The following is an 18,488-nucleotide window of genomic DNA, read 5'->3' as shown; positions in this document are numbered from 1 at the left end:
CGATAGCCGTCTTGTCCGCGGTACATATCCGGTTAGACTGCCCGGTTATGGCGGACAGCGAATCGGCCTCGGGCGACGTCACCGAGCTTGCGGAAGGCTTGCACCGCGCGCTGTCCAAGTTGGCTTCGATTCTGCGTCGGGGGGATCCCACCGGGGCCGCGGCCGGAGATCTGACCCTGGCTCAGCTGTCGATTCTGGTCACCCTGCTCGATCAAGGCCCCATCCGGATGACGGACCTCGCGGCGCACGAACGGGTGCGCACACCCACCACCACCGTGGCCATTCGCCGGCTGGAGAAGATCGGCCTCGTGAAGCGATCGCGGGACCCGTCCGACCTGCGCGCGGTGCTGGTCGACATCACGCAGCGGGGCCGTGCCGTACACGGCGAATCACTGGCGAGCCGCCGCGCCGCCTTGGCGGCCATGCTCAGTCAACTCCCCGTATCCGACGTGGAGACCCTGAAAGAAGCGCTGGCGCCGCTGGAGCGGCTCGCCTCGCGTGAGCCGACGCCCGGGCCCGCGGGCGATCCGCCGGTCTGTGACGAAAGCGCCTAGTACGCAATTGGATTCGCATCACACGTAGACTTCGAGCATGCCCACTGCACTCATCACTGGCGCTGGCGGCGGCATCGGTTCGGCTATCGCCACTGCGCTCGCCACTACACACACCCTGCTGCTGGCCGGTCGGCCCTCGGAGCGGCTAGACGCCGTCGCCGCGGGGCTTGGCGCCACCACCTTCCCCCTGGACTTGACCGACAGCGACGACATCGAGGCGGCCTGCGAGATCGTCGACGAGCTCGACGTGTTGGTCCACAACGCGGGCGTATCCATCCCAGGCCATGTCGCCGAATCGAGCGTGGAAGAGTGGCGCGCCACGTTCGCCGTCAATGTTTTTGGCGCCGTTGAACTTACGCTGACACTGTTGCCGGCGTTACGCCGGGCTCGCGGCCACGTCGTGTTCATCAACTCGGGTGCGGGCCGAAAGGTTTCGCCCGGCATGGCCTCGTATGCCGCCAGTAAGTTCGCGCTGCGCGCCTTCGCCGATTCCCTGCGCGAAGACGAACCAGCCCTGCGGGTGACCACGGTCTATCCGGGCCGCACCGACAGCGCCATGCAACGTGAACTGGTCGCGTTCGAAGGCGGCCAGTACGACCCCACCAAAATCCTGCGGCCGGAGACCGTGGCCGGCGCCGTCGCCTACGCGGTGAGCATGCCGCGCGACGGGCATGTCCACGAGGTGGTGTTGCGGCCCGGCCAGCGCTAGTGGCGATCGCAAGCGCGGCTCTCAGACCACGAGGTTGACCAGCCGACCGGGAACCACGATCACCTTGCGCGGCGTCGCTCCGGCCAGGAATCCCTGGACCTTCTCGTCGGCGAGCGCCGTGGCCTTCAGCGTCTCCTGGTCGGCGTCGGCGGCGACCACCACGCGGCTGCGCACCTTGCCGTTGACCTGCACCGGATACTCGACGGTGTCGTCGACAAGGTATGCGGGATCGGCGACCGGGAACGGGCCGTGCGCCAATGACCTGGCGTGGCCCAGCCGCAACCACAGTTCTTCCGCCAGATGCGGGGCCAGCGGCGCCAGCATCAACACCAACGGCTCGACCGCCGCGCGCGGCACCGACTCGCGGTGCTCCTTGGTGAGGAAGTTGGTGTACTCGATCAGCTTGGCGGTCGCGGTGTTGTTCCGCAGCGCCACATAGTCTTCGGTGACGCCCGCGATGGTGCGGTGCAGCACCCGCAGGGTGGCCGCGCCCAGCTCGTGCCCGTCGACCACCCTGATGTCGCCGGTCTGCTCATCGACGACCAGTCGCCACACCCGCTGCAGGAAGCGATGCGCGCCCACGACGTCCTTGGTGGCCCACGGCCGGGACGCTTCGAGCGGGCCCATCGACATCTCGTACACGCGCAGCGTGTCCGCGCCGTATTCGTCGCAGATCTCGTCCGGTGATATCGAATTCTTCAGGCTCTTACCGATTTTCCCGAACTCCTGAAACACCTCGATCTCGCCGTCGGCCGCAGGATAGAAGAATCGATCGCCGCGTTCGACAACTTGGTTGGCGGGCACGTAGGAGCCTCGGGCGTCGGTGTAGGCGAAGGCCTGTATGTAACCCTGGTTGATCAGCCTGCGGTAAGGCTCGCGAGAACTGACGTGGCCGAGGTCGTAGAGGACCTTGTGCCAGAACCGCGCATACAGCAGATGCAGAACGGCGTGCTCGGCCCCACCGACATACAGGTCGACTCCACCGGGATCGCGGGGCCCGTGCTCGGCCGGCCGCGGACCCATCCAGTACTCTTCGTTTTCCTTGGCGCAGAACCGTTCCGAGTTGTGCGGATCGGTATACCGCAGCTCGTACCAGGAGCTGCCCGCCCATTGCGGCATCACGTTCGTGTCGCGGGCGTAGGGCTTCAACCCGTCGCCCAGATCCAGCTCCACGTGCACCCAGTCGGTGGCCTTGGCCAGCGGTGGCGACGGCTCGCTGTCGGCGTCGTCGGGATCGAACAGAACCGGCGAGTAGTCCGGCACGTCGGGCAGTTCGACGGGCAGGGCGGTCTCATCGAGCGCGTGCGCGCGCCCGTCTTCTCCGTAAACGACTGGAAACGGCTCGCCCCAGTATCGCTGGCGGGCGAAAAGCCAGTCGCGCAGCTTGAACTCGATGCGCGCCCGGCCGCGGCCCTCGGCCTCCAGGCGCTTGGTGATGGCGTCTTTGGCCGAAGCCACGTCCATTCCGTCGAGATACCCGGAGTTGACAAGCACACCGTCGCCGGTGTGTGCCGATTCCGAAACATCGCCACCCGCAATCACTTCCACGATCGGCAGGCCGAACTCGCGGGCGAAGTCCCAGTCGCGCTGGTCATGGCCGGGAACCGCCATGATCGCCCCGGTGCCATAGCCGGCCAACACGTAATCCGCGATGAAGATCGGCACCCGTTCGCCGTTGGCCGGATTGATCGCGTAGCTGCCCAAGAAGACGCCCGTCTTGTCCTTGCTCTCCTGTCGTTCCAGGTCCGACTTCGCGGCGATCGCACGGCGGTAGGCCGCGACCGCCTCCGCCGGCGTGGCCCCGCCGTACGTCCAGCGCGGGTCGGTGCCATCCGGCCACGCCTCGGCCACCAAGCCGTCGACCAGCTCATGCTCGGGCGCCAGCACCAGGTACGTCGCGCCGAACAGCGTGTCGGGCCGCGTGGTGAACACCTCGATGTCCACGTCGGAGCCGTTCCCGGTCGCCACGAACAGCGCCTGCACGCCCGTGGAACGGCCGATCCAGTTGCGCTGCATGGTTTTCACCTGGTCGGGCCAGTCCAGCACGTCCAAGTCGTCGAGCAGGCGGTCCGCGTATGCCGTTATCCGCATCATCCACTGCCGCAGACGTTTCCGGAACACCGGGAAGTTGCCGCGGTCGCTGCGCCCATCGGAGGTGACCTCTTCGTTGGCCAGCACCGTTCCCAGTCCGGGGCACCAGTTGACCATCGAGTCCGCCCGGTAGACCAGGCGGAAGCTGTCGACCACGTCGGCCCGCTCCCCCGCCGACAGCGCGGCCCAGTCGCGGCCGTCATCGAGGCGGCGTGCGCCCGAATCGAATTCGACCACCAGGTCGGCGATCGGACGCGCCTTCTTGGCGGCGGTGTCGAACCAGGCGTTGTAGATCTGCAGGAAAATCCACTGCGTCCACTTGTAGAAGTCGACGTCGGTGGTGGAGAAGCTGCGCCTGCTGTCGTGCCCAAGGCCCAGGCGTCCCAGCTGCCGCCGGAAATTGACCACGTTGGCCTCGGTCCTGGTGCGCGGGTGCGTGCCGGTCTGGACCGCGTATTGCTCGGCGGGCAGCCCGAAGGCGTCGAACCCCAACGCGTGCAGCACGTTGTGACCCGTCATGCGGAAATAGCGGGCGTAGACGTCGGTGGCGATGTAGCCCAGCGGGTGGCCGACATGCAATCCGTCGCCCGACGGGTAGGGGAACATGTCCTGCACGAACAGCTTGTCCGCCGGCACCGGGGTCCCGTCGCTCGGTGCCAGGTCGCCGACCGGGTTCGGCACGTTGAACGTCCCGAGTTTCGCCCAGTTCTCCTGCCAGGCGCTTTCGATACGGCCAGCCAGGGACGCCGTGTAGCGATACCTCGGCGCGTCGGCATCCGTCGGGGCACCGGAGTCGCTCGCGGGCACGGTGGTCGGGGAGTCGGTCACCCGAACAGGGTATAAGGGCCGACACGACGGGGCCGCCGGCCACAGGTTGATATCGGTTCCGTCGCGCACGGATCAGAGGTTCATCCCAGCTCGATTTCGAGCCTGTTCACCGCCTCTGACCACTGGTTACAGTCGGCGTCTAACCATGGGTGCTGGTACCCCCGGCCACTGGAAGGACCGACGCAGATGATTCAGACGACCCGTGCTTTACGGGTATTCGCAGGAGGTCTCGCCGCCGGTGCAATCGGTGTCACGGTCTTCGCCGGCGCGACCGCATCGGCTGACCCCGTGTTCCCGGCACCCCCGGTGCCCGGAGTCCCCGCCCCGATGCCGGCCCCGCAGAACATCGCCGCCGCACCCGGGCAAGGGCCCAACAGGTTCCTCGCCGCCCCCCCGGCGGCCAACCCGTTCGCCCCGCCGGTTCTCGCGACGGCCCCCGGCGCGACCGGAACCACCGCGGCGCCGCCCGCAGCTCCCCCGGCGCCACCGGCCGTCACCCCGGCGGTCTCCGGCACGCTCCGTGAATACCTGCAGTCGAAGGGAGTCAAGCTCGAGCCGCAGAAACCCCAGGGATTCAACGCGCTCGACATCACGTTGCCGGTGCCGCCCCGCTGGACGCAGGTGCCCGATCCCAACGTCCCGGACGCGTTCGCGGTGATTGCCGACCGGCAGGGCAGCAGCATCTACAGCTCGAACGCCCAGGTCGTCGTGTACAAGCTGGTGGGCAACTTCGATCCCAAAGAAGCCATCGCCCACGGCTTCGTCGACAGCCAGAAGCTGCCGGCGTGGCAGACCACCAACGCGTCGATGGCCGATTTCGGTGGCTTCCCGTCGTCGGTGATCGAAGGCACGTACCGCGACGGTGACATGACGCTCAACACCTCGCGCCGCCACGTCATCGCTTCGTCCGGGCGCGACAAGTACCTGGTGTCGATGTCGGTGACGACCGACCGTGCGGTGGCCGTCGCGGACGCACCGGCCACGGACGCGATCGTCAACGGCTTCCGGGTCACCGCGCCCGGTGCTGGCTCTCCCGCGCCCCTTGTCACCGCTCCGGCGCCCGCCCGGACTCCCGCGGCGACCGCGGCCGGGCTCCCCGCGCAGGCGCCGGCCACGACGCCGACGGCGCCGTTGCCTGCGGCGAGCCCCGCGGGGCTGCCCGCGGCGGCCGCACCGGTGCCCGTTCAGCCGGCGGCACCGCAGCCTGCGCCCAGCCTCTTGGCGATGGTGCCCGGGCTGCCGCCGCTGCCGAACTTTTCGTTTCTCCAGCACTGAGCCGGCGCCGCGCGAAACCGCCCGGAGCCAGCCGAGCGGAGCGAAGAGCGGGCTCGTATTGTGGGCGCATGCTGATTGCGGGCGTGCTGTGCGTGTTTGCGGCGGTGGCCTCCGCCGGGTTCGGGACTTGGTCGCTCTCACATAACCGGACGCAGCTGGCGCTGCGCGCGATGGCGCCTGCGCAATTCGCCGCCGCGGTGATGTTGGCCGCCGGCGGGGTGGTGGCGCTGGCGGCATCGCCGAAGACCGCTCTGGTGGTGCTGATCGTCTGTGTCGCCGGCTCGTTGGGCACCTTGGCCGCCGGTTCGTATCAGACTGCGCGCTTCGCGGTTCGCGGGGAGGCGGCGGCGCCACCCAGTTGTGGTGGCCGATGCGCCGCCTGCACTCAGGCCTGCAGCTGATAGCTAGTTTCGGCTGACGTCGATCGGATGGGTCGCCAGCATCGAAAGCGGCAACGGCTGGCGGCGCAGCACCTGGCTCCATAGGTCGGACCGTGGGCCGACCAGCACATCAGAAGGCAACGCGGACAAGACAATCCAGTCATCGCGTTCAATCTCGCCCTCCAACTGGCCGATGGTCCAGCCGGAGTATCCCGCGAAGATCCGCACCCCCTCGACCAGCGGCGCGACGGCATCGGGGTCGGCGTCCAGATCGACCATGACCACCCGCCCGGCCACATGCCGCAGCCCCGGTGCGTCCTGGGGATCTGCGCCGACGCGCAACGTCGCCAGACACAGGGCCGCGTCGCGCTTCACCGGCCCCCCGATGAACATCGTCTTCGGCTTGGCCGTCAACTTGGCCCACTGCGGCAGCACGTTGTACACGGCGGTCTCGCTGGATCGGTTCAGCACGACGCCCAGCGTGCCGCCGTCGTTGTGCTCGACGATGTAGATGACGCTGCGCCGGAACGTCGGCTCGAGCAAGTCGGTATTGGCAAGCAGCAGCGTTCCCGCACGCACCCGTTGCGCGGCGGGTGCGACATAGTCCTCTGGATCCTCCGGCGGCGGCACCTCACCATCATCGCACCTCCACGGCGTCGCCCCGGGGCAATCGAGCATGGCCCGCCAATATTTGTACTGTGGATGGGCGGCGTCGACCTCGGCCGCGGGCCCAGCGCGCCTACCCCCAATCCTGGAAGTCGGTTCTGTGATTCAACCCCGGATGAACTCGGGCGCACCCGTTGACCTTTGGCGGTCCGTGCGCGGTTTGCCGGATTTGTGGCGACTGCTTCAGGTGCGCATGGCGAGTCAGTTCGGCGACGGCCTATTCCAGGCGGGGCTGGCCGGCGCGCTGCTCTTCAACCCCGACCGCGCCGCGGACGCCATGTCCATCGCGCGGGCGTTCACGGTGCTGTTCCTGCCGTACTCGCTTCTGGGGCCGTTCGCCGGTGCGCTCATGGACCGCTGGGACCGTCGACTGGTGCTCGTGGGGGCCAACGTGGGTCGGCTCGTCCTCATCGCCGTCATCGGCACCATCCTGGCGCTGCGCGCCGGCGACATGCCCCTGCTGTTTGCGGCCCTGATCGCCAACGGCTTGGCTCGATTCGTCGCGTCGGGGCTGTCGGCGTCACTGCCGCACGTGGTGCCCCGCGAACAGGTGGTGACGATGAACTCGGTCGCCACGGCGTCGGGCGCAGTCGGTGCCTTCTTGGGGGCCAATTTCATGCTCGTGCCTCGCTTCATCGTCGGCGCCGGCGACGGGGGAGCCTCGGTGGTCATCTTCATCACCGCGCTTCCGGTGTCGATCGCATTGCTCCTGTCGTGGCGGTTCCGCCCTCGCGCGCTGGGACCCGACGACACCAAGCGCGCCATCCATGGACCGGTCATCTACGCGGTGATCACCGGCTGGCTGCACGGCGCAAGGACGGTGGCGCAACGACCGACGGTCGCGGCCACCCTATCCGGCCTGGCCGCGCACCGGATGGTGGTCGGCATCAACTCGCTGCTGATGCTACTGCTGGTGCACCACATGGCGGCCGCCGCGACGGGGGGTTTCGGTATCGCACTGTTGTTCTTCGCAGTCTCGGGGCTGGGGGCGTTCCTGGCCAACGTGCTGACGCCATTGGCGGTGCGCCGATGGGGGCGCTACGCGGCGGCCAACGGCGCGTTGGCCGCATCCGCGGTCATCCAGCTTCCCGCCGCCACGTTGCTCATTCCGATCATGGTGGTATCCAGCTTCCTGCTGGGCGTCTCCGGTCAAATGATCAAGCTGTGCGCCGACTCGGCGATGCAGATGGACGTCGACGACGCCCTGCGCGGGCACGTGTTCGCGGTCCAGGATGCGCTGTTCTGGGTTGCCTTCATCGTCGCGATCACGGTCGCCGCGACCTTGATTCCCGAGGACGGGCGCGCGCCCGTCTTCGTCCTCTTCGGTTCGGTGCTTTACCTCGTCGGGCTCGCCATGCACAGCGTCATCAGCCGTCGCCAGCCGGCAGACACTGGCTAAGGTACGTTCCGTGGCTCTCGATCATTGGAGGCAGTGATGGCCGGTCCCGGGTCCATCGTGGCCGATTTACATGCCGAAGGCGACGAACTCGACGCGCTCGTCGCGCCGCTTCCTGTGCACCGATGGGCCGATCCGACGCCCGCCCCCGGCTGGACCATCGCCCACCAGATCGGCCACCTGTTGTGGACCGACCGGCTCGCCTTGACCGCGGTCACAGACGAGGCGGGGTTCGGTGAAGCGCTAAAGGCCGCCGCCGCCGATCCGGCTGGGTTCGTCGACGCGGGAGCGGAGGACTTGGCGGCGCTGCCGCCGGCCGAATTGCTCGCCGAGTGGAGGGTCGCCCGCGGCCGGCTGCACGAGGCGTTGCTGACGGTTCCGGACGGTCGCAAACTGCCGTGGTTCGGGCCGCCGATGAGCGCAGCGTCGATGGCGACCGCGCGTTTGATGGAGACCTGGGCGCATGGGCTCGACGTCGCCGACGCGTTGGGGGTCAAACGACCCGCCACCCAGCGCCTGCGTTCGATCGCGCATCTAGGGGTGCGGACCCGCGATTACGCCTTCTTCGTCAACGATCTGACGCCGCCGGCCGAGGCGTTTCGGATTGAACTGCGCGGCCCCGGCGGCGATGTGTGGACCTGGGGCCCGCCGGACGCCGCCCAGCGGGTCACCGGGCCTGCCGAAGATTTCTGCTACCTGGTCACGCAGCGGCGACCGTTGAGTGCGCTCGACCTCGCGGCGGACGGTCCCGACGCTCAGCGTTGGCTGGAGGTCGCGCAGGCCTTCGCGGGGCCTCCCGGCGCCGGTCGATGAGCGCGCACACGCGCGAAGAGAGCCGGCGCCCATCCAACCCGGCGCCGGTCGATGAGCGCGCACACGCGCGAAGAGAGCCGGCGCCCATCCAACCCGGCGCCGGTCGATGAGCGCGCACACGCGCGAAGAGAGCCGGCGCCCATCCAACCCGGCGCCGGTCGATGAGCGCGCACACGCGCGAAGAGAGCGAGCTCAGCGCAGGGGACCGCCGTACATCGCCTTGTGCTCGGCCTCAGCTTCCTCACGCAGAGCGGTGATCGCGAGGTTCAACCGATCCGCCAACTCCCCGTGGGCGTATGCGGTCATCACGCCGGGGTGCAGGACCAGCTCCAGCAGTCGACCGTCGGCGTTCGCAACGGCATACACGTCGCCGAGGTCGACGCTGTAGGTCACGGCTTCGGCCTGCGCGACGAGGGCCTCCCACCTGTCGGCGGCGTCGCTCAATTCCCGCAGGACAGATTCGACGAGATCTTTGTCGCTGAGATGCTCGCGACCGCCGGACCCCGACACGACGACAAGTATCGTCGGCCCGTTCGACCAGCGTCAATTCATGGTTCGGCGTGCCGTTTCGGCGCTCAGGGCGACGGGGACGCCTCGAGAGTCTGAAACCACCGGAGGTGATAGTTCGCCGACGTGATGTCTCCTACCACGAAGGCTTCGGTGGCCGCCAACAGCAGACAGTCGAGCAACAGCGCGGGATCAACGTCGGGAAACTGGACCAGCAACTGGTAGCGGGCGGTGTCAAGATGCACCCGCAAGACGTCCACTTCTTGGTCGGCGATCCGGGTGCCCGCAGCGGCGGTGCTCGCCATCGCGTGCACGATGCGCGGCAACCCCTCGCGCCGACGGGTGGCCGTGTTGAGGGCGCCGCCGAGGTCGTCGATTTCGGGCAACTCCCGCGGCTCAAGCGACGCCTTCAAGGCCGCCAGACCCGCCGAGCGGCGTAGCGAATCGCCGGGGGCATACCTGACGACTCGTGTGGTGTCACCGATCATCTCGGTCGCCTTCCCGCTGCGTCTGCCGGGTTCCAACAGACCCACACCCGCCGGAAGCGAGATCCCTGGCGGTACCCACCCGTGCGCGAGATCGGTGACCACCACGGTCGTACCGTCGGCGCGCTCACCCGCGGCCCAGTTCAGCCGTGGCTCCTGTCGCACCACGAATTCGAGGAGCAGGTTGAGCCGGTCGATGTCGAATTCCCGGCCGCGTCCGGGTTCCGGCATCGGGGGGATCGCGGTGGCCCTCTCACCCGTGTCCGCGCGCTCTTCCTCCGCTGCCGCCGGCTCGACGGCACGGTGGCGACCGCTATCCGTGACGTCGCGACGCGGTTCGGCCGCAGCGGCCGCCGGCGGTAAATCGGTCACGGCGGGTATCCCCTGGGTGTCGTCGATCGGCGCGTCGGTCATGGCGGCGACGTGGTCGTCGGTGACCGGGGCGGGCTCGGTCCTGCGGCGTCCGGGTTCCGCGGCGCGCCAACGCCGCTCGGGTGCGGCCTCGGCAGGCGCGGTGGCGGCGGATTCCGCGGCGCTGGTGGCGGGTATGACTTGCGTCGCTTCGGGATCGCGCTCGGCATGCTCGGGCTCCACGGGGCCGGGCTGGGCCCTGATGGCTTCGAGCTGGCGAATCGTGGACTCGACTCGCCGCACCGCTCGCGCGCGGCCCTCCTCGATGACCCGCGCCTCTTCCGCCTTCCTCGCCGGATCCGCCAGTCCCGACCGCTTGATGACTTTCAGCTCGTCGTTGGCGCTTCTGGCGATCCGCTCCAGGTCATCCTTCAAATAAGCTGCGATGGAGGCGGTTTCGGGATCCACCGTCGACAATCCGGCGGGCCAGAGGCCGCCCGTCACCCACGGGGTGCAATCGATCGGAGAGCTGAAGGCCGGAATCGACAATGATTCGCGGGTAGCTCTCCGGAGGCGCTGGCGCGCCGTTATCCGACCGAAGATCGCCACCGGCTAAGCCTACCGGCACTACCGGGGGGTCTTTCCAGTCAGTGAATTGTGCAGCTGCGACACCATGGGTAGGTTATGGCCATGGCTGATTCTGCGCTGCAGCAGCAACTCGATGAAGTGCGTGCGTTATTGGCCCGCGCGCGAGAGTTGTTCGGGCCCAACCCCATAGCGCCGCCCACCGACATCGTCCCCGATCCCGGTGCGGCCAAGATTTGGCTCCATTGATGCGGCACTATCGATAGCTCCAACCACCGAAATTGCCGGGCGGGTCGCGCTTTGCCGCCGCCGATCACGACCACCCACGCAATTTCGGCGGCAAATCAGCAAACACGCCGCTAGTCGGGCCGGCGGCGCAATTTGTGGGCCAGCAACTTCTCGATCGCCGCATCGAGGTCCCCGGGAGTCGGAACCGCCGCGGACGGGGTATGCCCGGCGGCGACGATTTCGTCGCGCACCTCCAGCAAAGCTTTGAGGCAGGACACGTCGGCGGTCAACACGATGCCTCGCGCCAACGTCTCGGCGTCGGTTTCCATCGCCTCTTCGGTCAGCGCGATGCTGTGCATGTACCCGCCGCGGCAGGAGCGGACAAGGATGTGCCCACTCGGGTGGACCGTGTCGAAAGCGGGATTGGCGTCGGTCATCGACCGCCGTCGACGATGCCCCGAAAGTGACGTGCGGCGTCCTGCTCGTGCTGCTCCCAGATGGCCGCCGAGGTGACGAGTTTGTCGGCCATGTCCGCGTGGTCGTCGGCCTGCTGCTCGTAGCACTCCCGCCGGAGCTCCAGCAGTTCACGCCCTGCGTCGCGCAGCTCGCCGAAGATCGGCCCGAGCGAATCCAGGCTCTCCTGGATTGCGGCGTGCGAGGACGGGACGGTGCGCAGGTAATCCGAGGTCTCTCGGTGATGCGCAGCGGCGTCACGCAGTTGCGCGGGCACCACGCGAATCGAGTCTGCCATCTGCTGTCTCCTGTCATGTGCCGCCGGATGGACCGGGGATTTCCTATTGTGCGGTGGTCGGCGCGGACGCCGGCCGGGTGGGTGCCGGTGTGTCGGGGTTGGCCGGCGCGGCCCCGGTTGCGGTCACCACCGGCGGATGCTCCCAGCCTAGGAAGCTCGGCCCGTTCACGGTGGCGATGTGCTGAATTTGGCCGTCCAAGAGCGCTTTACCCGGGCTGAGAGCGAGCGCGTGCCGGTCGGTGAAGATCCCGATGTCTCCCGGCGCCAGCCGCTGCGGATCGATCGGGTCGGTAACGGTCGTGCCGGGCGGTGGAATGGTTATTCCCTGCTGGCGGAACGCATCTGCTATCGGTACGCCGCCAACGGCTGCCTTGATCGCCGCGGCCAGCTGCGGGTTGGCCACCGTCACGGTCTCCCCGTCGGGGAGGCTAATCGCGGTGGGGGCCGCTGGAGGGTCCCCGGCTTGCTTATCCATCGCCTCGGGGTCGTCGGACTCGTCACTCGGATCCCGATCGCCGGGCTCCGGCACGGCGTCGTCGTCCGACTTCCGCCGGATCGGATCGGTTCTGGTGCCGTCCGGCAGGGCGGGAAGCGGCAATCCCAAACCGGGGCCGCCGGCCGTGCCCAGTCCCGGCAGCGGTCCGGCACCGAAACCCGCCGGCATTGTGGGGGTGGGCGCGGGCGCGCCCGGGGCCGGTGCGTCCCGAGTCCCCGGATCGGGATCGCCGGACACCAACGGGTCGAGCAATGGATCCCCTCCGGGGTCGAGGTCGTCCGGCGCCGACGGTTCGGCGGGGGCGGACGAAGCCCGCTGCTCCCCGGCTTCGGGCTTGTCTCGCGACGCGTCGTAGAGCGACGTCCAGGCGGCCATCAGCGCTGACTTCGACGTATCGTCAAGGCTCGCGTTGAGGACGACGGCGCGAATGTCTCTGAGCTTGCCTATGAGAAAGCGTTGGAAGTCGCGCGCTCCGGCGGGTGTGTCCAGGTCGGATCGCGTCTGTACCGCGTCCTCCGTTTCCCGCTGCAGCTTGGTGAGCTCCTCTCGCCCTTCCACGCTTTTGAGGTGGGCGTTGAGAATTGCCGTGATCACCTGCATGTCGAGCTGAGATGTCACCGAATTCTGTTGTGCCAGAGCCGCTTCAGCGCGCCAAATCGCTTCCGCCGCATCGCCCCGAGCGCCATCCGGGACAGGTTGAGGGGGAAGCCCGCCAGGTGGGCCACCCGTCGCCGGCGCGCCGAACAGCTCCGGATGTTGAGCGCGGATCTTGCTTAAAATCGCCGCGAGTCGCTCGGAGCCCGTGGCAGGGTTGACGACAGCCGTCACCTCATCTGGCGTGAGACCCGCCTGCCACGCATTCGCATCACCGGTGCGGTCGCGGATGGACGCGACCGCGGCGAGTAGCTCGTCGTGCACCGACATCGGCTAGGCAGAACGCGCTGCAACCGGCTGTGGGACGGATGGCGAACCCTCCATGTCGGGCGACAGTACCCAGCCCGGTTCGGGCCGACAATTCACCGCGGACGCCCTGTGGACGGCTAACCTCCGTACTGGGCCCGGAGGCTTTCCAACGCAGCCTTTTTCGCCCGACCCAAGTCGCGGGCGTCGGTCACGACCGCCGCAATCTCGTGCTGCTTGGCGAGTAAGAACCGCTGAAACTCCCTCGCACCCAACGGCGTATCGATGGATAGGTCCGCCTGGTGCAGAACTGCGCGGTCGATGTCCTCGGCAATCGCGTCGAGCCGCCGCAGGGCATCGCGCGTCGCGGCGTGGGCGCTGGCCAATACCTCGACCAGCGCGCGATCTGCGTCGCCGGCCGTCCCGTGTTGCTCGGCGAGCTGAGCCTGCCGCTCCTGGAGGGCCTGCATCGAGGGCCCCGCCTGCCCCGCGTCGCCCGTCATATCGGACGCCGAATCGCAACCGCGGCGCCCATCCGGCTGACTCGCACGGTGGCGCCCGGGTAAGGCGCTTCCACCACCAGATTGTTTCCTATCGCCAGCTGGACGTGCCCGGAGTGGGGGAAAATGAGGTCACCGGGCCGCACCTGTGAACGAGGAATCGGGACTCCGTCGTTCAGCTGTTGGTATGTGGTGCGATCCAAGTGCACACCGGCCTGCGCGTAGGACCACTGCACCAACCCCGAGCAGTCGAACCGGTCGGGCCCCGTCGCACCCCAGACGTAGGGGCGGCCCAACCGCGACAACGCGGCGCGCACGGCGATCGCCGCGCGCCCGCTCAACACGGGCAGCCCGCGGCGGTGTAGTCGGTAACGCAGCGCCCGCAGCGCCGCTGCGCGCCGACGGGCCTGCGACCGCGCCGCAAGTACGTGCGCGCGTTGGGTGTGCAGCCGGGCCGCGCGGCGGCGCATCGCTTCTCGCCCTGCGAGCGGCGACAACGGGGGAGTGTTGGCATCCGCGCGGGCCTCGTCGAGCACCGTCTTGGTGAGCGCGGCGGCTCGCGTGCGGTCCCGGTGGGCACCGGCGATGACGTCGGCGGCCGCATCGTCCGTCTGCGCCGCCGACAGGAGGCGTTGCCGGCCGACTTCGACGCGGGTCCGATAGGCCGGTGGCGCGTCGGGATTGAGGTCGGTGACCCGGCCCAACAGACTCCCGTAGTGTTCGGTCCCCGCGACCAGCGCGGGCGGCATGGCCGTGCCGGCGAAAAGCTGATGAGCCCGGGTCAATGCCTCGATCTCGGTCGCCACTACCGCGCCCCCTCGTCGTCGGTCTCGTCCGCGGAGGCTGCACCCGCCGACCCGACCGCCTCGGCGAATGCGCGCACGCGGAGGAGTGCGCCCGGAGGGATGACCCCGGTGTTGCGGATCTCCCAAACCTCGTCGACGCTGACGCCGACGAGGGCCGCGATGATCGTCTCGGGAAGAGACGACTCCGCGCAGGCCCGGTCGAAACGCGCACTCAAGCTGGCGGGCATCCTCTTGAGCAGGGTCTGGCGCGTCGCCTCGAGCTCCCGCAAGTGCTCCATCAACCGCCCCGCGGCCTCGCCGCCCGCACCGACGGCCACCCGCCATGAGCTGGCCGCGAGCATCTCCGCCTTCACGCACTGCGTGATCACAGACAGAATATACGTCTCATATTCGTTTGATGTTGTCGCGGGTAACCGATCGATGACGGATTTGAGGGCATCGAGCTGCGCTTCGGCGTAGCCCTCCAATACTTCGGTGTCACTGTGACGATCGACGACGACGGGTCCGGCGCGCCTTTCCGGCAGGGCGGCGGGCGACTGCGCGGCGAGCAACCGCGCCAACTCAGCCTCCGGATCGGCGGCGACGAGCAGGCGTGAATAGGTGCCCGGGGGGAGTCCCAGGCCATTCTCGACCTTTTGAACTGTGCTTTTGTGGGGCTTCCGGGCGCCCCGCTCCAGAAAGCTCAGTCCCATGATGCTGACCCCGGTCGCGGCGGCGAGTTCCGCCAGCGACCAGTCACGTGACTCGCGGAGGGCGCGGATGGCCGCGCCGGCGGATTCACGGCTCACCGCACGCTCCGGCCATAGGCCGGATATTACACAGCTCGACAAGCCATTAGTTGTTTATACGTTTTCGTCTCGTTTCTCTTGCGATCGCTACTCGTATCTGTATACGCTTTTGCCTACGTTCTACGCCTGACGAGGAGACCGACATGGGACATCCCTGCGCGACCAACCCGGAACTTTGGTTCGGCTACCCCGACGATGACGACGCCGACGGTGCGGCCAAGGCCCGCGCTTACGAGCGTTCGGCCACCGAGGCTCGCATCCAGTGCCTGCGCCGCTGCCCGCTGGCCCAACAGCGTCGCTGCGCCGAGCACGCCATCGCCCACCGCGAGGAGTACGGCGTCTGGGCAGGCGTCAAGCTGCCCGGCGGGCAGTACCGCAAGCGGGAGCAGCTCGCTCAAGCCCACGAAATCCTGCGACGGATCGCAACCGGCGAGATCAACTCCCGGCAGCTGCCCGAGAACGCGGCCCTGCTGGCGCGGCACGAACACGACGCCCTGCCCGCGCCCGCCGTGGTGTTGCACCTTCCGGCCGCGCAGGTCGGGCCCCGCTCCGCGGCCTAGTTTGCTGGCTACGCCGACGGGGTAGTCGGGCTCGGCAAGCACTGTGTCGACCCGAAGGCGCGCCGATGACGTTCGACCTGACCCCGACGGTGGCGCAACACGACCTGGCCCGCCGCACGCACGAGTTCGCCGAATCCGTGATACGCCCCGTCGCCCTCGAGTACGACCAGCGACAGGAATTCCCCTGGCCCGTACTCGAGGAGGCGGCGCAGCGCGGCTTCTACAGCCCGCTCTTCTACCGGGACTTGATCGGTGACCCGACCGGGGTCTCGCTGCCGATGTTCATGGAGGAACTGTTCTGGGGTTGCGCCGGGATCGGGCTGGCCATCGTCATGCCGGCGCTGGCCCTGTCCGCCATCGGTCAGGCGGCGTCGCCCGAGCAGATGCTGCAGTGGGCGCCCGAATGTTTCGGCACTCCGGGGAATCTCAAGCTCGCGGCGCTGGCGATCTCGGAACCCGAGGGCGGCAGCGACGTGCGCAATTTGCACACGCACGCCCGTCGCGACGGTGACGACTGGATCATCGACGGTCACAAGATGTGGATCGGCAATGGCGGGATCGCCAACGTGCACGTCGTCAACGCGGTGGTCGATGAGGAACTCGGGCATCGCGGTCAGGCGCTATTCGTCGTCCCGGGCGGGACGCCCGGGCTGAAGCTCGTGCGAAAACTCGACAAGCTTGGTTGCCGGGCGTCACATACCGCCGAGCTGCTGTTCGAGGGCGTGCGGGTTCCGGGGGCGAATCTTCTTGGCGGACAGGAGAAGCTCGAACACAAGCTCGCTAAGGCGCGTGAAGTGGTCGCGGGCGGGAAGCGTTCCGGCTCCGCGACACTGGGCACCTTCGAGCAGACCCGCCCGATGGTGGCCGCGCAGGCGATCGGCATCGCCCGCGCCGCGCTCGAGTACGCGACGGCGTATGCGACCGAGCGGGAGGCGTTCGGCGGGCCGATCATCAACAACCAGGGCATCGCCTTCCCGTTGGCGGAGCTGGCCACGCAGATCGATGCGGCGCGGCTGCTCACCTGGCGTGCCTCGTGGATGGCGGCCAATAATGTGCCCTTCGAGCGTGGCGAAGGCTCGATGTCGAAGATGGCCGCGAGCGAAGTGGCCGTCAGGGCGACCGAGCGGGCCATCCAGACGATGGGCGGCTGGGGTTACATCACCGATCACCCGGTCGAGAAGTGGTACCGAGACGCCAAGTTGTACACGATCTTCGAGGGCACCAGCGAGATTCAGCGGATGGTCATCGCCAACGCGCTCGGGGCCGCCGTGGACACCCCACCGTTGCACGTGGTGCTCGAGCCGTCCGGGGGACCCTTCAACAGGATGTTCGGTCGAGGAACGCCGCTGCGGTCCCGCGCCGCCGACGCCGCGCTGTCGGCCAAGGACCGAGTTCCCGAACCGGTCATGCGGCTCGCGATGAAGGTGCTGCAGCCCCCGCGCAAGTAACGAGCCCGGGTACGGTCAAGGAACCGGCACGCCCCTGACGAAGGGTGGACGATGAGCAACCTGGACGCCGCGCCGGTCGAAATCGCCTGCCATCGATCTCCGATGGTGGCCACCGAGGTGCTGCATCCGCGCGAGGTGCCGTTGGGTGGGCCCCGAGCCATGCGGGTGCGGCGGACGCTTCCGCAGCGGCAGCGTTCGTTGATCGGCGCGTGGTGTTTCATCGACCACTATGGGCCGGCGACGTCGCGCATGGACGTCCCGCCCCATCCCCATACCGGATTACAAACGGCGAGTTGGTTGTTTGGTGGGGAGGTGGAGCACAACGACAGCGCCGGCGTGCGGGCCGCGATACGCCCCGGCGAGCTGAACCTCATGACCGCGGGTGCCGGAATCTCCCACTCCGAGGTGTCCTCCGCATCGCCAGCGATGTTGCACGGCGTGCAGTTATGGATCGCGTTGCCCGATTCCGACCGCGATACAGGCCGCGCCTTCGCGCACTATGCGCCCCCGACGACGCCGCTTCCGGACGCAACGGCGCGTGTCTTTCTCGGCGAGCTCGCCGGCAGCCGTTCGCCCGTCGCCACGTTCACGCCATTGATGGGCGCGCAGCTCGACCTCGGCCCCGGGGCGGAGCTGGACATCGAAGTCGACCCGGCGTTCGAACACGGCGTGCTGTGCGACTCCGGCCCTGTCCACGTCGGCGAGTCCGCTCTGGCGGTCGCCGACCTGGCCTACCAAAGACCCGGGCGTTCCTCGCTGCATCTACGCAACGCGGGGGATGCGCCCGGGCGGGTGCTGCTGCTCGGCGGCGCGCCTTTCACCGAAGAGCTGGTGATGTGGTGGAACTTCGTGGGACGAAGCCACGACGACATCGTCGGCTACCGCCAATCGTGGGAGGACGGCGATGACCGCTTCGGCACCGTCCACGGCTACGGGGGTTCGCTCACCCGGCTGCCCGCCCCGCCGCTGCCGACCACTCGGCTGCGGCCCCGACCGACATCACAAAGAGAGGAAGCCGCAGATGGCCACCGATAAAACCGGCGCAGAGACGACCGTCACCCTCGAGGAGGGCCGGTACACCATTGCCGTGGAAGGCAAGCAGGTGGGACTCGCCGAGTTCGCCGACCGCGACAACCAGCGCGTCTTCTTCCACACCGAAATCGATCCGGCGTACGGCGGACGCGGCCTGGCGACCATCCTGGTCGAGGAGGCGCTCAACGAGGCGCGCGACGAGGGTAAGCGCATCGTTCCTGTGTGCTCGATGATCGGCACGGTGCTCAAGAAGCACCCCGAATTCGACGACATCACCGACTCGGTCACGCCGGATGTTCTGCAATGGGTGCGGTCCTAGCCCGTCAATGCGGCCGCCGG

General features: G+C 68.3%; 21 protein-coding genes. 11 read left to right on the top strand and 10 right to left on the bottom strand.

Going from position 1 to position 18,488, the window contains the following annotated elements:
- The first annotated feature begins 47 nt into the window (after window positions 1–47).
- Window positions 48–554 carry a MarR family winged helix-turn-helix transcriptional regulator gene (locus tag G6N56_RS16970; RefSeq protein ID WP_085257456.1) on the top strand — a complete coding sequence of 169 codons (507 nt, stop codon included), beginning with the start codon at window positions 48–50 and terminating at the stop codon, window positions 552–554.
- A gap of 37 nt (window positions 555–591) precedes the next feature.
- On the top strand, window positions 592–1,263 hold the full coding sequence (locus tag G6N56_RS16965) for an SDR family oxidoreductase (protein ID WP_085257455.1): 672 nt from the start codon (window positions 592–594) through the stop codon (window positions 1,261–1,263).
- Window positions 1,264–1,284: 21 nt separating this feature from the next.
- Here G6N56_RS16965 and leuS read toward each other — a convergent pair whose 3' ends face one another.
- The gene (leuS, locus tag G6N56_RS16960; RefSeq protein WP_085257454.1) at window positions 1,285–4,182 is read right to left on the bottom strand and encodes a leucine--tRNA ligase; all 2,898 of its coding nucleotides are present in this window, start codon (window positions 4,180–4,182) and stop codon (window positions 1,285–1,287) included.
- Window positions 4,183–4,368: 186 nt separating this feature from the next.
- Here leuS and G6N56_RS16955 point away from each other — a divergent pair, with 186 nt between their 5' ends.
- A complete protein-coding gene (locus tag G6N56_RS16955) occupies window positions 4,369–5,457 on the top strand; it encodes an LpqN/LpqT family lipoprotein (protein WP_085257453.1) in 1,089 nt (362 codons plus the stop codon).
- A 68-nt stretch (window positions 5,458–5,525) separates the two neighbouring features.
- The gene (locus G6N56_RS16950; protein WP_085257452.1) at window positions 5,526–5,858 is read left to right on the top strand and encodes a hypothetical protein; all 333 of its coding nucleotides are present in this window, start codon (window positions 5,526–5,528) and stop codon (window positions 5,856–5,858) included.
- Between the two features lie 3 nt (window positions 5,859–5,861).
- Here the strand turns inward: G6N56_RS16950 and G6N56_RS16945 are convergent, their stop codons facing one another.
- Window positions 5,862–6,515, bottom strand: coding sequence for a YqgE/AlgH family protein (locus G6N56_RS16945; protein WP_142280756.1), 654 nt, complete (start codon window positions 6,513–6,515; stop codon window positions 5,862–5,864).
- Between the two features lie 103 nt (window positions 6,516–6,618).
- Between G6N56_RS16945 and G6N56_RS16940 the strand changes: the two genes are divergently transcribed.
- Both G6N56_RS16940 and G6N56_RS16935 read left to right on the top strand, forming a co-directional pair.
- Window positions 6,619–7,902 carry an MFS transporter gene (locus G6N56_RS16940; protein WP_085257451.1) on the top strand — a complete coding sequence of 428 codons (1,284 nt, stop codon included), beginning with the start codon at window positions 6,619–6,621 and terminating at the stop codon, window positions 7,900–7,902.
- A 36-nt stretch (window positions 7,903–7,938) separates the two neighbouring features.
- Window positions 7,939–8,712, top strand: a complete 774-nt coding sequence (locus tag G6N56_RS16935; RefSeq protein WP_085257450.1) for a TIGR03084 family metal-binding protein — start codon at window positions 7,939–7,941, stop codon at window positions 8,710–8,712.
- Between the two features lie 192 nt (window positions 8,713–8,904).
- Here G6N56_RS16935 and G6N56_RS16930 read toward each other — a convergent pair whose 3' ends face one another.
- Both G6N56_RS16930 and G6N56_RS16925 read right to left on the bottom strand, forming a co-directional pair.
- The gene (locus tag G6N56_RS16930; RefSeq protein WP_408632707.1) at window positions 8,905–9,234 is read right to left on the bottom strand and encodes a DUF2710 family protein; all 330 of its coding nucleotides are present in this window, start codon (window positions 9,232–9,234) and stop codon (window positions 8,905–8,907) included.
- 53 nt (window positions 9,235–9,287) lie between these two features.
- Entirely contained in the window at window positions 9,288–10,523 is a 1,236-nt protein-coding gene (locus G6N56_RS16925) for a DUF5631 domain-containing protein (protein ID WP_408632624.1), read from the bottom strand.
- Window positions 10,524–10,745: 222 nt separating this feature from the next.
- Between G6N56_RS16925 and G6N56_RS28450 the strand changes: the two genes are divergently transcribed.
- On the top strand, window positions 10,746–10,889 hold the full coding sequence (locus tag G6N56_RS28450) for a hypothetical protein (protein ID WP_169717544.1): 144 nt from the start codon (window positions 10,746–10,748) through the stop codon (window positions 10,887–10,889).
- A gap of 110 nt (window positions 10,890–10,999) precedes the next feature.
- Here the strand turns inward: G6N56_RS28450 and G6N56_RS16920 are convergent, their stop codons facing one another.
- The 6 genes from G6N56_RS16920 to G6N56_RS16895 all read right to left on the bottom strand — a co-directional run bounded on the left by G6N56_RS16920 (window position 11,000) and on the right by G6N56_RS16895 (window position 15,109).
- Window positions 11,000–11,305 carry a DUF2694 family protein gene (locus tag G6N56_RS16920; RefSeq protein ID WP_085257447.1) on the bottom strand — a complete coding sequence of 102 codons (306 nt, stop codon included), beginning with the start codon at window positions 11,303–11,305 and terminating at the stop codon, window positions 11,000–11,002.
- Complete coding sequence (locus G6N56_RS16915; RefSeq protein WP_085257446.1) at window positions 11,302–11,619, bottom strand: ESX-1 secretion-associated protein; 318 nt, start codon at window positions 11,617–11,619, stop codon at window positions 11,302–11,304. The genes G6N56_RS16920 and G6N56_RS16915 overlap by 4 nt, the downstream gene beginning before the upstream one ends.
- 43 nt (window positions 11,620–11,662) lie before the next feature.
- Window positions 11,663–13,039, bottom strand: coding sequence for a DUF4226 domain-containing protein (locus G6N56_RS16910; protein ID WP_085257445.1), 1,377 nt, complete (start codon window positions 13,037–13,039; stop codon window positions 11,663–11,665).
- Window positions 13,040–13,155: 116 nt separating this feature from the next.
- Window positions 13,156–13,518, bottom strand: coding sequence for a DUF4226 domain-containing protein (locus G6N56_RS16905; protein ID WP_085257444.1), 363 nt, complete (start codon window positions 13,516–13,518; stop codon window positions 13,156–13,158).
- Complete coding sequence (locus G6N56_RS16900) at window positions 13,515–14,264, bottom strand: C40 family peptidase (protein WP_085257477.1); 750 nt, start codon at window positions 14,262–14,264, stop codon at window positions 13,515–13,517. Before G6N56_RS16900 ends, G6N56_RS16905 begins: the two co-directional genes overlap by 4 nt.
- 56 nt (window positions 14,265–14,320) lie before the next feature.
- Window positions 14,321–15,109, bottom strand: a complete 789-nt coding sequence (locus tag G6N56_RS16895; RefSeq protein ID WP_085257443.1) for a helix-turn-helix domain-containing protein — start codon at window positions 15,107–15,109, stop codon at window positions 14,321–14,323.
- Window positions 15,110–15,252: 143 nt separating this feature from the next.
- Here G6N56_RS16895 and G6N56_RS16890 point away from each other — a divergent pair, with 143 nt between their 5' ends.
- The 4 genes from G6N56_RS16890 (at window position 15,253) to G6N56_RS16875 (ending at window position 18,468) form a co-directional block, all read left to right on the top strand.
- Window positions 15,253–15,669, top strand: a complete 417-nt coding sequence (locus tag G6N56_RS16890) for a WhiB family transcriptional regulator (protein WP_085257442.1) — start codon at window positions 15,253–15,255, stop codon at window positions 15,667–15,669.
- Window positions 15,670–15,734: 65 nt separating this feature from the next.
- Window positions 15,735–17,117: an acyl-CoA dehydrogenase family protein gene (locus G6N56_RS16885; RefSeq protein ID WP_085257441.1), complete on the top strand. Its 1,383-nt coding sequence runs from the start codon at window positions 15,735–15,737 to the stop codon at window positions 17,115–17,117.
- A 51-nt stretch (window positions 17,118–17,168) separates the two neighbouring features.
- Window positions 17,169–18,152, top strand: coding sequence for a pirin family protein (locus tag G6N56_RS16880; protein ID WP_085257440.1), 984 nt, complete (start codon window positions 17,169–17,171; stop codon window positions 18,150–18,152).
- Window positions 18,139–18,468 (top strand): GNAT family N-acetyltransferase, encoded by a 330-nt coding sequence (locus G6N56_RS16875; protein ID WP_085257439.1) that lies wholly within the window; start codon window positions 18,139–18,141, stop codon window positions 18,466–18,468. The genes G6N56_RS16880 and G6N56_RS16875 overlap by 14 nt, the downstream gene beginning before the upstream one ends.
- Window positions 18,469–18,488 lie beyond the last annotated feature (20 nt).

The sequence above is a fragment of the Mycobacterium saskatchewanense genome, assembly GCF_010729105.1.
GTDB lineage: Bacteria > Actinomycetota > Actinomycetes > Mycobacteriales > Mycobacteriaceae > Mycobacterium > Mycobacterium saskatchewanense.
The sequence above is the reverse complement of the archived record's forward strand: the minus strand, read 5'-3'. Positions and strand labels throughout refer to the sequence as shown.

What these genes read in the sequence shown, in the direction of transcription:
- G6N56_RS16885 (WP_085257441.1), top strand. Translation starts at nt 15,735, where the DNA reads ATGACGTTCGACCTGACCCCGACGGTGGCGCAACACGACCTGGCCCGC.
- G6N56_RS16945 (WP_142280756.1), bottom strand. Translation starts at nt 6,515, where the DNA reads ATGCTCGATTGCCCCGGGGCGACGCCGTGGAGGTGCGATGATGGTGAG.
- G6N56_RS16935 (WP_085257450.1), top strand. Translation starts at nt 7,939, where the DNA reads ATGGCCGGTCCCGGGTCCATCGTGGCCGATTTACATGCCGAAGGCGAC.
- G6N56_RS16915 (WP_085257446.1), bottom strand. Translation starts at nt 11,619, where the DNA reads ATGGCAGACTCGATTCGCGTGGTGCCCGCGCAACTGCGTGACGCCGCT.
- G6N56_RS16950 (WP_085257452.1), top strand. Translation starts at nt 5,526, where the DNA reads ATGCTGATTGCGGGCGTGCTGTGCGTGTTTGCGGCGGTGGCCTCCGCC.
- G6N56_RS16875 (WP_085257439.1), top strand. Translation starts at nt 18,139, where the DNA reads ATGGCCACCGATAAAACCGGCGCAGAGACGACCGTCACCCTCGAGGAG.
- G6N56_RS28450 (WP_169717544.1), top strand. Translation starts at nt 10,746, where the DNA reads ATGGCTGATTCTGCGCTGCAGCAGCAACTCGATGAAGTGCGTGCGTTA.
- G6N56_RS16965 (WP_085257455.1), top strand. Translation starts at nt 592, where the DNA reads ATGCCCACTGCACTCATCACTGGCGCTGGCGGCGGCATCGGTTCGGCT.
- G6N56_RS16900 (WP_085257477.1), bottom strand. Translation starts at nt 14,264, where the DNA reads ATGCCGCCCGCGCTGGTCGCGGGGACCGAACACTACGGGAGTCTGTTG.
- G6N56_RS16970 (WP_085257456.1), top strand. Translation starts at nt 48, where the DNA reads ATGGCGGACAGCGAATCGGCCTCGGGCGACGTCACCGAGCTTGCGGAA.
- G6N56_RS16955 (WP_085257453.1), top strand. Translation starts at nt 4,369, where the DNA reads ATGATTCAGACGACCCGTGCTTTACGGGTATTCGCAGGAGGTCTCGCC.
- G6N56_RS16910 (WP_085257445.1), bottom strand. Translation starts at nt 13,039, where the DNA reads ATGTCGGTGCACGACGAGCTACTCGCCGCGGTCGCGTCCATCCGCGAC.
- G6N56_RS16905 (WP_085257444.1), bottom strand. Translation starts at nt 13,518, where the DNA reads ATGACGGGCGACGCGGGGCAGGCGGGGCCCTCGATGCAGGCCCTCCAG.
- G6N56_RS16940 (WP_085257451.1), top strand. Translation starts at nt 6,619, where the DNA reads ATGAACTCGGGCGCACCCGTTGACCTTTGGCGGTCCGTGCGCGGTTTG.
- G6N56_RS16890 (WP_085257442.1), top strand. Translation starts at nt 15,253, where the DNA reads ATGGGACATCCCTGCGCGACCAACCCGGAACTTTGGTTCGGCTACCCC.
- G6N56_RS16880 (WP_085257440.1), top strand. Translation starts at nt 17,169, where the DNA reads ATGAGCAACCTGGACGCCGCGCCGGTCGAAATCGCCTGCCATCGATCT.
- G6N56_RS16920 (WP_085257447.1), bottom strand. Translation starts at nt 11,305, where the DNA reads ATGACCGACGCCAATCCCGCTTTCGACACGGTCCACCCGAGTGGGCAC.